The sequence below is a fragment of the Pseudomonas sp. PGPR40 genome (genome assembly GCF_022014505.1).
Taxonomy (GTDB): Bacteria; Pseudomonadota; Gammaproteobacteria; order Pseudomonadales; family Pseudomonadaceae; genus Aquipseudomonas.
On record NZ_JAKLSP010000001.1, the window covers coordinates 56887 to 72416 of the forward strand.

Annotated in this window: 12 protein-coding genes; 9 read left to right on the forward strand and 3 right to left on the reverse strand. The window is 62.5% G+C overall.

Translation table 11 applies throughout. From position 1 onward, the window contains the following. The first annotated feature begins 19 nt into the window (after positions 1-19). The 9 genes from MEB48_RS00235 to MEB48_RS00275 all read left to right on the forward strand — a co-directional run bounded on the left by MEB48_RS00235 (position 20) and on the right by MEB48_RS00275 (position 11767). Positions 20-2530 carry an aminotransferase class III-fold pyridoxal phosphate-dependent enzyme gene (locus tag MEB48_RS00235; RefSeq protein WP_237880780.1) on the forward strand — a complete coding sequence of 837 codons (2511 nt, stop codon included), beginning with the start codon at positions 20-22 and terminating at the stop codon, positions 2528-2530. A 181-nt stretch (positions 2531-2711) separates the two neighbouring features. Continuing rightward, a complete protein-coding gene (gene moeB, locus MEB48_RS00240; RefSeq protein WP_237880782.1) occupies positions 2712-3884 on the forward strand; it encodes a molybdopterin-synthase adenylyltransferase MoeB in 1173 nt (390 codons plus the stop codon). A gap of 19 nt (positions 3885-3903) precedes the next feature. After that, complete coding sequence (locus tag MEB48_RS00245; protein ID WP_030128829.1) at positions 3904-4311, forward strand: Mov34/MPN/PAD-1 family protein; 408 nt, start codon at positions 3904-3906, stop codon at positions 4309-4311. Positions 4312-4389: 78 nt separating this feature from the next. Beyond that, entirely contained in the window at positions 4390-4662 is a 273-nt protein-coding gene (locus tag MEB48_RS00250; RefSeq protein WP_237880784.1) for a MoaD family protein, read from the forward strand. 86 nt (positions 4663-4748) lie between these two features. Continuing rightward, positions 4749-6614: a CoA transferase gene (locus MEB48_RS00255; RefSeq protein WP_237880786.1), complete on the forward strand. Its 1866-nt coding sequence runs from the start codon at positions 4749-4751 to the stop codon at positions 6612-6614. After that, the gene (locus tag MEB48_RS00260) at positions 6611-8260 is read left to right on the forward strand and encodes a class I adenylate-forming enzyme family protein (RefSeq protein WP_237880788.1); all 1650 of its coding nucleotides are present in this window, start codon (positions 6611-6613) and stop codon (positions 8258-8260) included. The genes MEB48_RS00255 and MEB48_RS00260 overlap by 4 nt, the downstream gene beginning before the upstream one ends. Beyond that, complete coding sequence (locus MEB48_RS00265) at positions 8254-9474, forward strand: acyl-CoA dehydrogenase family protein (RefSeq protein ID WP_237880790.1); 1221 nt, start codon at positions 8254-8256, stop codon at positions 9472-9474. Before MEB48_RS00260 ends, MEB48_RS00265 begins: the two co-directional genes overlap by 7 nt. After that, positions 9471-10688 carry an MFS transporter gene (locus MEB48_RS00270; RefSeq protein ID WP_237880792.1) on the forward strand — a complete coding sequence of 406 codons (1218 nt, stop codon included), beginning with the start codon at positions 9471-9473 and terminating at the stop codon, positions 10686-10688. The genes MEB48_RS00265 and MEB48_RS00270 overlap by 4 nt, the downstream gene beginning before the upstream one ends. Then, positions 10685-11767 (forward strand): glucuronyl hydrolase, encoded by a 1083-nt coding sequence (locus tag MEB48_RS00275; RefSeq protein ID WP_237880793.1) that lies wholly within the window; start codon positions 10685-10687, stop codon positions 11765-11767. The genes MEB48_RS00270 and MEB48_RS00275 overlap by 4 nt, the downstream gene beginning before the upstream one ends. Before the next feature lie 28 nt (positions 11768-11795). Here the strand turns inward: MEB48_RS00275 and MEB48_RS00280 are convergent, their stop codons facing one another. The 3 genes from MEB48_RS00280 to MEB48_RS00290 form a co-directional block, all read right to left on the reverse strand. Further along, positions 11796-12788 (reverse strand): LacI family DNA-binding transcriptional regulator, encoded by a 993-nt coding sequence (locus MEB48_RS00280; protein WP_237880795.1) that lies wholly within the window; start codon positions 12786-12788, stop codon positions 11796-11798. A 75-nt stretch (positions 12789-12863) separates the two neighbouring features. Continuing rightward, positions 12864-14366: a glycoside hydrolase family 32 protein gene (locus MEB48_RS00285; protein WP_237880798.1), complete on the reverse strand. Its 1503-nt coding sequence runs from the start codon at positions 14364-14366 to the stop codon at positions 12864-12866. Then, on the reverse strand, positions 14363-15508 hold the full coding sequence (locus MEB48_RS00290) for an ABC transporter ATP-binding protein (RefSeq protein ID WP_237880801.1): 1146 nt from the start codon (positions 15506-15508) through the stop codon (positions 14363-14365). The genes MEB48_RS00285 and MEB48_RS00290 overlap by 4 nt, the downstream gene beginning before the upstream one ends. Positions 15509-15530 lie beyond the last annotated feature (22 nt).

The window sequence follows — 15530 nt, forward strand, 5'->3', positions numbered from 1 at the left end:
GAACCCAGGACAGCCCCCTATGAAATTCGGTTTTATCGCCCACCCAACCTCCATCGCCCTGCAACGTCAGGTAAAGATCATCGACCTGTTGGACCGCACCCTCGCCGAACAGGATCGTGGTTATCAGGCCCAACTCTGGCAGCCGCGCAACCTGGTGCCGTTCGCCGATTTCGGGCGCATCGTCAGCGCCACCGGCGCGACCTGTGAAGGCATCCTGCATTACCTGCCGCTGACCGCCGAGCAGATGCTCAGCCAGCCGCGAACCATTGCCGGCCGTGTACTCGAAGGCGTGCAAAGCCTGAAAGAGCAGGGCGCGCAACTGGTCGGCCTGGGCGGTTTTACCGCGATCGTCGGCAACCGCGGTTTGCAGACCCTGGACCGCAGCGGCGTGCCGGTGACCACCGGCAACTCGCTCACGGCCTATGCCGCCTACAAGAATGTGCTGGAAGCCATGGCCCGCCTGGAGGTGCCGCCAGCGGACAGCGAAGTGGCCGTGGTCGGTTACCCCGGTTCGATTGCCCTGGTCATTGCCAAGCTGCTGGCCCGGGATGGTTGCCGTCTGCGCCTGGTGCATCGCGGCAGCGTCGAACAAGGCCGCGAAAGCCTGGCGTATCTGCCGACGGAAATGCACGGCCAGGTGCGCATGACCGCCGACATCGACAGCTGCTACGACGAGGTGCGCTTCTACGTCGCCGCGACGTCCAGTGGTGGAGTGATCGATCCGTATCGCCTGGCACCGGGCTCGGTGGTGGTGGACGCCGCCTTGCCGCGTGATGTGTTGCCGTTTCAGCATGATCGCAAAGACATCCTGATCATCGACGGTGGTCTGGTTTCGGCCAGTGAAGCCCTGCGTTTCGGCACCGAGACCCTGGGCCTGGCACCGAAGAAATTCCTCAACGGCTGCCTGGCGGAAACCTTGGTGCTGGCCCTGGAAGGGCGTGCCGAGGCGTTTTCCATCGGCCGCGAACTGCCCGAGGAGCGGGTACTGGAGATCGGCCGGATCGCCGAGTTGCACGGTTTCTCTCCATCGCCAATGGCGTCCTATGGCGAGCGCCTGCGCGAGGAAGACTTCCAGGCCTTGCGCCGTTTCCATCGACGAGCCATGGCAACCCCGTCCGTCGACCAGCCGCTAGCATTGCGTGCCGAAGTCCTGCGTTGTTTTGGCGAGCACATCAATCCGGTGTTGCGTGAGTTCTATCAGTTCAACCATATCGAGCGGGTGTTCACCCACGGCAGCGGCTGCTGGTTGACCGATCTGGACGGTGGCCGCTACCTGGATTTCGTCGCCGGTTATGGCTGCCTGAATACCGGACACAACCACCCGCGGATCAACCAGGCGCTGCAAGCGTACTTGCAACAGCAGCACCCGACTTTCGTCCAGTACGTCTCGGTGCCGCTGCAAACCAGCCTGCTGGCGCAGCGTCTCAGCGAGTTGGCGCCGGGCAACCTGGAGCGGGTGTTCTTCAGCAACTCAGGTACCGAGGCGATCGAGGCCGCGTTGAAACTGGCCATCGCCGCCATGCAGCGCCCTCGGGTGCTGTATTGCGACAACGGCTATCACGGCAAGACGTTGGGCGCGCTGTCGGTGACTGGCCGCGACAAACATCGCGACCCGTTCAAGCCGCTGTTGTCGCGCTGCGATTCAATTCCCTTCGGCGATCTGGCAGCGCTGGAGGCAGCCTTGAGCCAGGGTGATATCGGTGCTTTTATCCTCGAGCCAATCCAGGGCGAGGGCGGGGTGATACTGCCGCCCGCCGGTTACCTGAAACAGGTCCGCGAGCTGTGCAGCGCCCATGACTGCCTGTTGATTCTCGACGAGATCCAGACCGGTCTCGGGCGTACCGGCAAGCTCTTCGCCTGCGAGTGGGAGGCGGTGGTGCCGGATATCCTGGTGCTGTCCAAGTCCCTCTCCGGAGGCGCCGTGCCCATTGGCGCGACCCTGTCCAGCGCGGCGCTGTGGGACCGCGCTTACGGCAGCATCGATACCTTCGCCCTGCATACTTCAACCTTCGGCGGCGGCAATTTCGCCTCGGCCTCGGCCCTCGCGACCCTGGACGTGATCGCCGATGAAGATCTGGCCGGCAATGCCGCGCGGGTCGGCGGGCAACTCAAGGAAGCGCTGCGCGAGGCGGTCAGCGCTTACCCGTTCATCCGCGAGGTGCGAGGCATCGGGCTGATGATCGCCATCGAGTTCGAATACAGCTTTCACGGTGGGGTCGAGGCGTTCGTGCGTGAGTTCGCCAGCCGTATTCCGGGGAACGCGGCGGGCACCTATCGCATGCTGTCGGGCAAGGCCAAGCGGCATATCGAGGAAGCCATCAGCGAGGTGGAGAAAAACTTCGAGGAGATGTTCGTGCTGCGCTTCGTCAGCAAACTGTCGAGGGAGCATGGGGTGTTGACTTTCGTCACCGCCAACAACAACCGGGTGATGCGCATCCAGCCACCGCTGGTGCTCAGCGATGCTGAGGCGCGGCATTTCGTCGAGGCCTTCAGTGCCGTGTGCAAGGACATGTCGACCTTCCTCGCCTGACGGTATCAGCGGCCCATGAAAGCCCTCGAAAGAGGGCTTTCATCTATTTGTCACATGCAATCGACGATTGTTTAAATTCATACAAAAACGTGTGTTCTGAATATGAAAATCCAGACCCGTCGAATTGATTAATTGAAGTGGCTGCTTGAGAATCGGTTGCATTCAGTAACAGGTATTCGCCATGAAACTTCCTGCTCTTGTAGAACCCGTTGCAATCCTAAGTAATGAAGAAATAACCCGTTACAGCCGACACTTGTTAATTCCCGATGTCGGTCTTGAAGGCCAGCGTCGCTTGAAGAGCAGTAAAGTACTGGTTATCGGTGCGGGCGGTCTGGGTTCACCGGCCTTGTTGTATCTGGCGGCAGCTGGCATCGGCACGCTGGGGATCATCGATTTCGACCGGGTGGACGAGTCCAACCTGCAACGCCAGGTCATTCATCGGGTGGCCACCGTCGGTCAATTGAAAGTTGAAAGCGCCGCCGCGGCGATCAAGGATCTGAACCCCCATGTGCAGGTCAACCTCTATGACCAGCGTCTGGAACCGGACACCGCGGTGCAGTTGTTCAGCCAGTACGACCTGATCCTCGACGGCACCGACAACTTCGCTACTCGCTATCTGGTCAACGACGCCTGCGTGCTGGCCAACAAGCCCTACGTCTGGGGTTCGATCTTCCGCTTCGAGGGCCAGGCCTCGGTGTTCTGGGAAAATGCTCCCGGCGACGTCGGTCTCAATTACCGCGACCTGTACCCGGAGCCGCCACCCCCGGAGTTGGCACCCTCCTGCTCCGAGGGCGGGGTATTGGGCATTCTCTGCGCCTCTATCGGAGCGATCATGGCCACCGAGGCGGTCAAACTCATCACCGGCATCGGCGAAAGCCTGCTGGGGCGCCTGATGGTCTACGACGCTCTGGAAATGTCCTACCGACAAATGCCGCTGCGCCGCGCTCCCGGCCGCCAGCCGATCACCGCCCTGAGCGATTATCAAGTGTTCTGCGGCCTGACCGCGCCCCACGGCGTGCAGCCTTCGGACATTCCGTCCATCAGTGCCCGGGAGCTGCAAGCCCTGCGCGAAGGCAATCAAGATGTGCTGCTGATCGATGTGCGCGAGCGCACCGAGTGGGACATCGTGCGCATTCAGGGTGCCCAGCACATACCCAAGGGGCCGAACACCGCCGCGTTGATCGAGACCCGATTCGGCAAGCACGCCAACCTGGTTCTGCACTGCAAATCCGGGTTGCGCTCCAAAGCGGTGTTGCTGGAATTGCAGCAATTGGGCTTCAGCAATGTGCGCAACCTCGACGGCGGCGTACTGGCCTGGGTACGGGACGTCGAGCCGACGTTGCCGAGTTATTGAACGTCAGCGGGGGGCGAGCATGTTGAGAATTCGTGCCGGACTGCTGGAGGCCATGCTGGAACAGGCGCGGCGGGATCATCCGCTGGAAACCTGCGGCATCATCGCCGCACCCGCTGGCGCCAGGACCGCCGAACGGCTGATCGCCATGGACAATGCGGCGCGCTCGCCGACCTTTTTCAGCTTTGCGCCAAAACAGCAACTGGCAGTCTGGCGTGAACTGGATGAGCGGGACGAGGAATGCCGGGTGATCTATCACTCCCATACCGCCAGCGCGGCCTACCCCAGTGCTGAAGATGTGCAGTACGCCGGTGATGCGTCGGTGCACTACGTGATTGTTTCAACTTTGCCGGATATTGATGTGGCGGTGCGCAGTTTTCGAATCGTCAATCGCAAAGTTACCGAAGAAAGTATTCATGTCGTTCGTTGAAACTTGATGCCGGCGCGACATTAAACATTCATCAATTAATTAAATACAAAAGCCTTGTTAAGGCTCAGGGAGTTCTGCATGTCGATTTCCGTCATGGTGCCAACTTTGTTGCGCTCATTTACTCAAGATCAGAAGCGCGTCGAAGTTCAGGGAAGTACGGTTCTTGAAGTGATCGAACAGATGGAACGGGAGTACCCGGGCGTTAAGGAACGTTTGATTGGCGACGGTCAGGTACATCGTTTCGTGAACATCTACGTCAACGATGACGACATCCGTTTTGCCGACAACCTGGCCACCTCCCTCAAGGCCGGTGACGCCATCACCATTCTGCCGGCAGTGGCCGGTGGCTGATTGCAGCTGATGGCTCCGGGCCTGCGCGGCGTACCTCACCCGAGGCCGTCCGCGCAGCGTTATGCAACCACTCTGGCGAATGTTTTATGTCCCGTCTTTTACATGGATGTAGTCTCAGCGGCTCCTTTGCCTCTTCACCTGTCGGCTTCGCGCCGCTGGCAGCGTCACTGCGCTACCAGGCGACGACGCTGGGCCTGAACCCGCAGACCATCACCGATGATCCGCTACAGCGGGGGTTGAGCTTTACCCTGCACCATCCCGATCTGAAACCGCTCAACGGGCTGATTCAAGGTTGGCCCGACGGCAGCTGTGCCGGTGTCACCGAGCACACCGTACAGGCGGCCTGCGGGCTGATGTCGGTGCATGGCCGGGCCAGCGGCAAGGCCCAAGGCCTTGGCGTGGATTATGTCTCGACCCTCAGCGCGAGCCTGGCCCTGCAAGGTGTGTTTGCCGCCGCGCTGGGGCAGTTGCGCGGTGGCGATTTCAGCGCAGTGACCACCTCCATGGGCGCCGCCGGGGTGTTGGGCATTGCCCAGTATCTGGCGGGAGCGACCGCAGGCGCCGAGGCCGAGCGGCTGTTGCCGGGGGCGACTTGCGCGAAGAATCGTCCGCCCTTTGTGTCGGCCGATGGCGTGCATTTCGAACTGGAAACCCTGGATGCCGAACCCTGGCGGCGCTTTTGGGCGGCGGTGGGCATCGACGGCGAACAGGCCGGTCAGGGCTGGAAGGCCTTCCTGCTGCGCTATGCCAAAGCTGTTGCGCCGATGCCGGCGGTGTTCCGTCAAACCCTGGCGCGCTTGTCCATCGCCCGGATCAGCGCCCTGTGCGACTTGAGCGGCGTTGCGCTGTGCCCGGTGCGCAGCCTCGCCGAGCGCCGGGCTGACCGCGATCTGCCCGCTCAGTTGGAGCAGGGCCCGTGGGCCTTTGACGCTGTCAGCGCGGGCGGCAAAGCGCTGCCTGACTTGAATGGGCAAGCACTGCCCTTGAGCGGCCTGACGGTGATCGAGTCGTGCCGACGAATCCAGGGTCCGCTGGCCGGACATCTGTTGGCGCTGCTGGGGGCCGAGGTGATTCGCATCGAACTGCCCGGCGGCGATCCGTTGCGCGGCATGCCGCCTTGCGTCGATGGGGTGTCGGTGCGCTTTGACGCCCTCAATCGGCACAAACAGGTCCGTGAGCTGGACATCAAATCCGCCGCCGGCCGCGAAGAGCTGTACGAGCGCGTCAGGGACGCCGACGTGTTCCTGCACAACTGGGCGCCGGGCAAGGCCGCCGAACTGGCACTGGACCGTGCCGACCTGATGCGGGTCAATCCGGCGCTGGTGTACGCCTACGCCGGTGGTTGGGGCCATGACCGTGCGGGCGAATCCTTGCCGGGCACCGACTTCGTGGTCCAGGCCTGGTCCGGCGTTGGGGAACAGATTGGCCTGGCCTCGGCGACGCCGGGTGGTTCGCTGTTCACCGTGCTGGATGTGCTGGGCGGTGTGGTCGCGGCTCAAGGGGTCAGCGCCGCCTTGCTGCACCGCGCCCTCAGCGGGCAGGGCGTACGCGTCGACAGTTCGCTGCTCGGCGCCGCCAACCTGTTATGCGTGCAGTCACTGCAAGGGACGGATACCGCCGACAGCAGTGTGTTCAAGGGCGTGTACCCAACGCTGGCCGGTCTGTTGGCCATCGACTGCCAGACCCCGGTCCAGTTCCAGCAACTGGAAAATATCCTCGCCTGCGATCTGCACAGCGATCTGCACAGCGACCTCGAGAGGCGTGATGGGCTGATTCGCGAGGCCTTGGCGTCGCAGTCCGCCGCTACCTGGCAACAGGTGCTGGGCGACGCCGCTATTCCGGCCGTCGTGGCCGTAGAAGACCTGTCACAGCTGGCTCAAGACAGGCGATTGAAGACGTGTTTAAGCGTGAATACCTATACCTCGGTCAACGCTCACTGGAGTTTTCGATGAATAACGCAGGCATTATTGATCTGGTCCCCGCTGACGTTCGCAGTGTCTGGGAACGCGACGGCACCTACCCCAACCGTTCGGTCTACCAACTGTTTCGCAAACACGCGCAACGTGCTCCGCAGAAACCGGCGGTGCTCTCACCCGAAGGCACACTCAGCTATGGCGAGTTGCATGATGCCGCGCTGCGCATGGCCGCGAGCCTGCGCGCCGCTGGCATCGTCGCCGGCGATGTGGTCGCGTATCAACTGACCAACAGTTGGCGCAGTTGCGCCATTGACCTCGCCGCCGCAGCCTTGGGGGCGGTGGTCGCGCCGTTTCCACCGGGACGCGGCAGCCTGGATATCCAGGCCCTGGTGCGTCGTTGCGATGCGCGGGCGGTGATCGTTCCAGCGGAGTATGCCGGCATCGATTTGTGCCAGGTCATCGAGGCCCTTCGACCGAGCCTGTTGTCGTTGCGGGTGCTGATCGTTGAAGGTGAGGTCCGGAGCGGCTGGCTGAGACTGCAAGACATGCTCCAGGCCGAGCCGTTGACCCAAGCGCAATTGCCCGAGGTTTGCCCCAACTCGCCGGTGCGCTTGCTGGTGTCTTCCGGCACCGAATCCGAGCCCAAGCTGGTGGCCTATTCCCACAACGCCCTGGTGGGCGGGCGCGGGCGTTTCCTGCAGCGCGTCCACCCCGAAGGCGAGACCTTCCGCGGGCTGTATCTGGTGCCGTTGGGATCGTCCTTCGGTTCCACCGCCACGTTTGGCAGCCTGTCCTGGCTCGGCGGTTCGATTGCCGTGCTGCCGCAGTTCGACGTCGGGGCGGCGATCGAGGCCATCGAGCAACTGCGTCCGACCCACATTCTCGGGGTGCCGACCATGCTCCAGCGCATCGCCGCCGACGCCCGCCTGGAACAGGTCGACAAATCCAGCCTGGTGGGGCTAATCTGCGGTGGTTCGCTGATTGATGAAGTGACCGTGCGCCGCTGTGTCGAGGCGTTCGGTTGCGGTTTTATCAGCCTCTATGGTTCGGCGGACGGGGTGAACTGTCACAACACGCTGGACGATGCCCAGGACGTGGTGTTTTACAGCGTCGGCCGGCCGAACCCGGCGGTGTGCGCGATCAAGATTTGCGACGAGCAAGGCATTGAATTGCCACAAGGCAGCGTCGGCGAAATCAAGGCCCGCGGCCCGCTGAGCCCGATGCAATATGTCAACGCTCCGGAACTCGACGCGCAATATCGCGATGCCGAAGGCTGGGTCAACACCGGCGACCTGGGTTATATCGATGCCGATGGCTACCTGATTCTGGCCGGGCGCAAGAAGGACATCATCATCCGTGGCGGTGCCAATATCAGCCCGGTGCAGATCGAAACCCTGGCCACCGGCCACCCCGATGTGGTCAGCGTCGCTTGCGTAGCGGTGCCGGATCCGGACCTCGGCCAGCGGGTGTGCATTTGCGTGACGCTGCGCGACGGCGCGCCGCGCTTCTCCTTGAGCGAGCTGACCGACTACCTGCGGGAGCAGGGCCTGGAGGTCAACAAACTGCCGGAGTACCTGCGTTTCTACCGCCAACTGCCGCTGACCCCGGCAGGCAAGATCGACAAAAAATCCCTGGCCGCCGAAGTGGCGTTTCTCGAGTGCGGGGCGGGCATCGCATGTTGAGAGCGCAGCCATTGACCGACATCCGGGACAGCGAGGAACTGGCCCGAGCGGTGCGGCGTTTTGTCGATGAACGCATCATTCCACTGGAAAGTGAGCTGGCGGGCGAGCCCCGGCAGGCCGCCCGGCATATGGCCGAACTCTGCGCCGAGGCGCGGGCCGCCGGGCTCTGGGGCAGCTTTTACCCGCAGGCCCTCGGCGGGCGTATCGCCAGCCTGCGTGACTACCTGGCGGTGGCCGAGCAGGAGGGGCGTTCCGAGTACGCCCCGGCGATCTTCGGTGACGATGCCACCCTGGATCTGCACATGCTCACCCGGCATGCCAGCGAGGACATTCGCCAGCGCTTTCTCGAACCTTTGGCGGCGGGGACGCTGGTCTCCAGTTACGGCATGTCCGAGCCCGACAGCATCGGCTCGATCCCGGCGACCCTGAGCAGCCACGCCGAGTTCGTTGACGGCCAGTGGTTGTTGAACGGGCGCAAGTGGTTCATCTGCCGGGCCGAGCGCGCGGCCCTGGTCACGGTGATTGCCCGCACCAACTCCGGCCCGCTGGAAAACGGGCTGTCGATGTTGCTGGTGCCCAGTGATGTGCCGGGTTTTCGGGTCGAGCGACCGTTGTCGATCCTCGGACGATTTTCCGGGCAGGGCGAGCTGTCCTTCGATCAGGTGCGGGTTCCGCCCAGCCATGTGTTGGGACAACCGGGGCAAGGACTGGCGCTGATGCAGGAGCGCCTGGGGCTGGGGCGGATATTGCGCTCGGTGCACTGGCTGGGCCTGGCCCAGCGCTGTTTCGACCTGATGTGCGCGCGTATCCATTCGGCCCGTGGCCAACAGGCGCGGCTGGCGGATAAACAGCTGGTGCGCCAGCGGGTATTCAAGGTCTATCAAGCCATCGCCAGCGCCCGGGCGCTGCTGCAGGACGCCGCTGGTAAACACGATGCCGGGGTGGCCAACAGCATCGAGGTCAACATCGCCAAGGTCGCCGCGTCCCAGGCGTTGAGCGAGGCAGTGGATTCGGCGATCCAGATCATGGGCGCCGAGGGTTTGAGCGAACTGTCACCCCTGTCAGGGATTTACCGCACTGCACGGACCACACACATTCTCGATGGCACCGACGATGCTCTGATCAGCTCGGTGGGGCGACAGCTGCTGGACAGTTGCGGCGACGAAGGACTGGATTTCGACTGGCCATCGCAGGTACAGGGAACAGGTCAATGACTGAGCACAACGCTCCGCAGGGCTGGTGGTTGCGGGTGGTGCTGACCGCCGCCATGGCCTTGCCGATGCTGATCTTTTACGCCGTCGGCACCCTCGGCCCATTGATTGTCACCGACCTTGGAGTGCCGACCCATTGGTTGGGCTGGCTGATCACCAGCGCCTTCGGTTTTGCCGCGCTGTTGTCGTTGTGGGCCGGGCCGCTGGTCAATTGGTTGGGCACCCGGCGGGCCATGGCGATGTTGTTCTGGAGCACGGTGGGCGCCTATGGATTGCTGGCCAGCCTGCCGGGATTTGTCGGCGTGGTGTTGGCCCTGGCAGCGTGCGGGATTGCCCAGGCACTGGCTAATCCGGTGACCAATTTGTTGATCGCCGAGCGCGTCGAACCCCGGCATAAGGCGGCGGTGGTCGGCTTGAAACAATCCGGCGTACAGGTCTCGGCGTTGTTTGCAGGCTTGTTGCTGCCGACCCTGGCAGTGGTTTTCGGCTGGCGCATGGCCTTGGCGAGTTTGTTGGTGCCGGCCTTGTTCTTGGTGTTTCTGGGGCCGCGGGTAGCCCCTCGGGAGCACAAGGGTAAACCGCTGAGCCTTGCCGTTGCCCGGCCCAACGGGCGACTGGCGCTGCTGATGAGCGTGCAGTTGTGCGTCGGCATCGTGCTTTCGTCGTTCGTGACCTTTCTCGGGGTGTTCGCCGCAGGACAGGGAATGCCTGCGGCATTGATCGGCGGCTTGATTGCGGGCTTCGGCGTGATGGGCATTGTTGCGCGGATCTTCCTTACACCTTTGGGCGCGCGCATGCCCGATGAGTCCTGGCTGCTGCTGGTGTTATTGCTGCTGTCGAGCCTGGCTTTGTGGCTGACTTCCCTGGCCACGCCGGGCAGTCATTGGCCGTTGTGGGCCGGCGCTCTGGGCATGGGGCTGACCGCGGTCGCGACCAATGCCATTGCCATGAGCATGGTGCTGCGCGATCCGGGCTTCGGCAGCCCGGCGCCGGCTGCGGGTTTGCTGTCGGTGGGGTTCTTTGGTGGTTTTGCTCTGGGGCCACCGTTGTTCGGGATGGTGCAGAACGGGTCGCGGGGGTTTGCTTATGCCTGGCTGGCGCTGATCGGGGTGTTGCTGGTGGGCTGCCTGCTGAGCCTGTTGTTGACGCGGGTCAGACTACGCCACAGAAGCACTGCGGGTGTGGCGGTCGAGTCGTCCTTGAGGGTGGTCAAATGAGTGCCTTCGAGATCCCGCATCGGCCCCTTGAGACCGCTGAAGTTCGGCGCGCCATCAACGCCATCTTCACTCGACTGGAGCAGATCGACGCCACATGTGGCCAGGGCTTTCCCCTGTATTGCACGGGAAACAATACGCTGTGGAAAGTGTCTGCGGGCGGTTCCTGGCTGGGCGGATTCTGGGCCGGCCTGTGGTGGTTGAAAGCCCATTGCAGCGGGCGCCGGGCGGATCTGCAACAGGCGTTGCGCATCGCCGAGCGGCTGCGGGACAAGCTCGACAGCGATACCCATCATCGCAGCCTGATTTTCTGGTACGGCGCCGGGTTGGGCGCACGCCTGCTGGCCGATCCCCAGGCCGAGGAACTGACGGAGCAGGCGATGCAACGCCTGGTCCGGGCGTTCGATCCGGTGCTGGGCTGCATCCCCCTCGGTCGCGAAATGGGCGGCGGTGAACAGGGTGACAGCTGTTTGAGCATCGATCCGCTGGCCGCGACCCTGCAACTGTTTGCCCTGAATGCCGAACCACGACTGCTGGGACTGGGCCGCCAACAGTTGCAAACCTCCTTCCGTGCCTGCGCTGGCGCGGACGGTACCTGGAGCAGCCACGCACGTTTTGACCAAGGGCAATGGCAGGCCGGCGATGTCCCGGGTAATTGGTCTCGGGGTCAGGCCTGGGCCATGCTCGGCCTGGGGACGGGCGCCCGCTTATACGGTGCGCCGTTCAGCAGCGACGCTGAAAGGGCAAGCCAGTACTGGCTGCGCAGTCGAGGCGTGTGCGTCCCGGTCAATCGCCTGGATCAGCCCATGGGACTGAGCGACCCGTGCGCCGCGGCGATGGTCGCATTGGCCCTGCAAGGACAGGCGATGGATGCCGTCGAGGCTGAGGTGCTGCGGCAACAGGCGGGCCAGTTATTGGCGGCGATCGTGCGCAGCACCGACTTCGAGCATGGGCGCTTTACCGGCCATTGCTATCGCACCTCGGCGGCGGTGGAGCAGAAGGTCGAATCGGCCTGCGGCAGTTTCTTTCTGTTGGCGGCGTTACTAGCCTGGACCGGGGAGATTGATCCGCGCTGGATCTGAGAGGAGGGCGCACGTTGACGTCAATCCCTCATAACGACGCCCTGACCACCAATGGACAATCAACGGGCTGGGCGCCCGATACCTCGAGGGCCTCGATCAGGTGCAGGGCAGCATTGCGACCGATCTCGTAGTACGGCAATTGCACCGTGGTCAGCGGCGGGATGAACAGTTCGGCGATGCCGATCATGTTGTCGAAGCCGAGCACGGCGACATCGTCGGGAATTTTCAGGCCACGGCCCAACAACAGCTGATAGGCACAAAAGGCAATGCGGTCGTTGCCACAGATCAGAACATCGAACTGGGGACGACCCTCGATGATGTGCCGGTCGAGGATGGCTGCGGTTTCACCATAGGCATCATGATCGGAAAGGTCATATTGCAGGAGTGCGTCAGGCACCAGGCCGAATGCCTGACAGGCACGCTGCAGGCCTTTTTGTCGCAGGCCCCAGGCCAGACTCTGTTTGGGCAGATTGATGCACAGAGGGCGTCGATAGCCTTGGCTCAACGCATGATGAACGGCGCGATACTGTCCCGATTCGTCGTCCGGCACATAGCTGACCAGATGACTGTCATCGGCCAGGCAATTGGCGAGTACCAGCGGTTTGCTCTTCAAACGCTCGGGAATGCTCACCTGGCGAAACCCCATGGCGCTGAAGATCAACCCATCTGGACGGTGCGACAACATCAGGTCGATGTTCTGGTCGGTGGGCGGGTTGCTCAACAGGTTGAGGATAAAGACATTCCAGCCCGCTTGCTGCGCGGTCTGTTCGATGGACAGCAGCAGTTCGACCGCGAACGGTGTGGTCGCGGTGTCCAGTGCAAACACGCCGATGGTTCGCGACTGGAGATTGTCGCCACGCATCTTGCGCGCCGACAAGCTCGGTACGAATTGCAGTTCATCAATGGCGCGACGCACCCGCTGAAGGGTTTCGGGGCTCAGTTTTTCCGGATTATTGAGCGCTCGAGAAACCGTCATCAGGGACACGCCGGCCAGCTGTGCAACGTCTTTCACTGAAGTCATGCGAGGTGAGACCGGTCAGGTTGACGCAGAATCATGACACAGGGTCCAGACTTTTCGCGACTTGAATGACGCTGCTCATAGCCATCCAGAGCCGAGAGGCCATGCCTTGGGAATCGAGACACGCCCGCCACTTCCGCTGGCAAACAGCTTCACGCCCAGACTGTCGGGCCCCGGATAGAAACGACTGCTGAGGCTGAAGCGCCCGTTCTCGTCAAACACCTCGATGGACGAGCGATCGAGAAACACGCGCAGTTCCAGTCGCTCTTGTGTCGGGTCTATCGCCACACTGCGCTGACCGGTGACTTGTGCACCCGAGCGGTTGCGGTCAAGCACCAGACGCTGCAGCGATGCATCATAATAGAGCAGGGTTTCTTCCTGGCCATCGTCGCTGCAACGCAAGGCGATTCCGAGATGGCCGTCGGTGCAGCCGAGCAAATCCAGATGCACATGGATTTCGAGCCTGTCGCCATTCACTTCCCGCACCCATCGGGCTCCCGATCCATCCCACCAGGACGTGCCCGGCAATGGCGCCTTGCGCAGTGCGGTGAGCTCCCGTGCCGGATACACGCAAAGGCGATCGGCGCACAGTTCAAGTTCGCGCGGCAACCCGAGCATGCCGCACCAGTGATGGGCCTGGCTCGGCATCGGGCTTTCCCACATGTCGAGCCACGCCCACACAAGGCGCCGACCGTCGGCGGCCAGTAGCGTTTGCGCGGCATAGAAATCGTGGCCGTTATCCAGCTCGATAAAGGGCCCGCCGGTGAAGTGCCATTCGCTGTCGAGTCGGCCGACTCGATAACCGGTCTGGTACTTGTTGAGCCGTTCGTAACCCTCGGGTTGCATGCCCTGGGGGGAGTACAGCAGGACATCGCGCCCGTTCAGTCGGAACAGATCCGGGCACTCCCACATATAGCCATCGCCCTCGCTGCCGCTGGACACATAATCGAGGAACTCCCAGGTGTGCAGATCCGTGGAACGGTATAGCGGCAGTAGCGGCTTATCACCCAGACGCGCGCCGGCAATCAGGTACCAATAGTCATCCTCCTGCCACACCTTGGGGTCACGAAAGTGCATGATCGTGTCTTGCGGCGCGGTGTCGATGACGGCGCCATGCTTGACGAACCGGATGCCGTCGCTGCTGGTGGCCAGGCACTGGACTTGGCGGATCGAGCGTTCATCACCCACTTCCCCCAGCCAGGTGTGCCCGGTGTAGATCAGTGCCAGGGTATCGCCACACACCACCGCGCTGCCGGAAAAACAACCGTCACGGTCGAAGTCATCGCCGGGCGCCAGGGCGATGGGCAGATGCTGCCAATGGACCAGATCGGCACTCTTGGCATGTCCCCAATACATCGGCCCCCATTTCGCGTCGAAGGGATGGTACTGATAGAACACATGGTATTCGCCACGAAAGTACACCACCCCGTTGGGGTCGTTCATCCAGCCCACCGGGGGGGCAAGATGATAATCGGGTCGATAATCGTGGATGACGCGAGACAGGCCATCACTCAGCGCATGTTGCGCAATCTCAAGGGCTGCGGACATTGGAACATTCATGGAATTCAAAGACACAGTCATAGGGCGCCTGCTCGTGCCGAGCGCAGAGGAACGCCATTGGGCAGGATTTCAATCGCGTGTGGGTGGCGCTTCAAGGCCGTGCCGGCGACGTCGAACAGGTGCAGGTTGTCGATGTCCAACTGCAGCTCGACCCGATCGCCCGCTTGCCATCCGGCGTTGACCTCACAACGGCAAATCATTGGTTCATCCTGACCTGTCTCGAGGTGCACATAGGTTTCGCTGCCCAGGTATTCGACTGCGGTCACGACGACGCCGGCGGTTCCCTCTGCCGCCTTGAGCGACACGTGCTCCGGGCGAATCCCCAGGCTCAACAGCGTGCCTGCCGCCAGGTTGGAGCTGTCGAAGGGCAGGGGCGTGACGCCCCATACGAGGGTATCGACCAGGCTGGTTTCGCCGGGTGCCTGTAGGCGCGCCGGCAGAAAATTCATTCTGGGCGAACCGAGAAAACCGGCGACAAAACGGCTGGCCGGGCGCTCATAGAGTTCGCGCGGTGAGCCGACCTGTTCGACGCGACCGCCATTGAGCACGACAATTTTGTCGGCCAGGGTCATTGCTTCAACCTGATCGTGGGTGACGTAGATCATGGTCGAGCCGAGTCGATCATGCAGCCGGGCGATTTCGTTGCGCATCTGCACGCGCAAGGATGCATCCAGGTTGGACAGCGGCTCATCGAACAACAAAATGTCCGGTTCCCGCGCCATGGCTCTGCCCATGGCCACACGCTGACGCTGCCCGCCGGACAGTTCCTTTGGCTTGCGTTGCAGCAGTTTGTCCAATTGCAGGATTTGCGCCGTTTTCAGCACGCGCTCGCGCAGGCTGGTCTTTTCAGTCTTGGCCAGTTTGAGACCAAAGCTGATGTTGTCGTAGACGCTCATGTGCGGGTACAGCGCATATGACTGAAACACCATGCCGACGCCACGCTCGCGTGGCTCCAGGTCGTTGACCCGACGCCCGTCGATCAGCAGGTCGCCGCCGCAGATCGAGTCCAGTCCGGCGATCAGTCGTAGCAGGGTCGATTTTCCGCAGCCCGAAGGGCCGACGAACACCACGAATTCACCCGCCGCGATTTCCAGGCTGACGTCGCGAAGAATCCGCGCGCCGCCCAATTGTTTGTTCACGTTGTCCAGTTTCAATTTGATCACGATGCTGTTCCTTGTCTTTGTT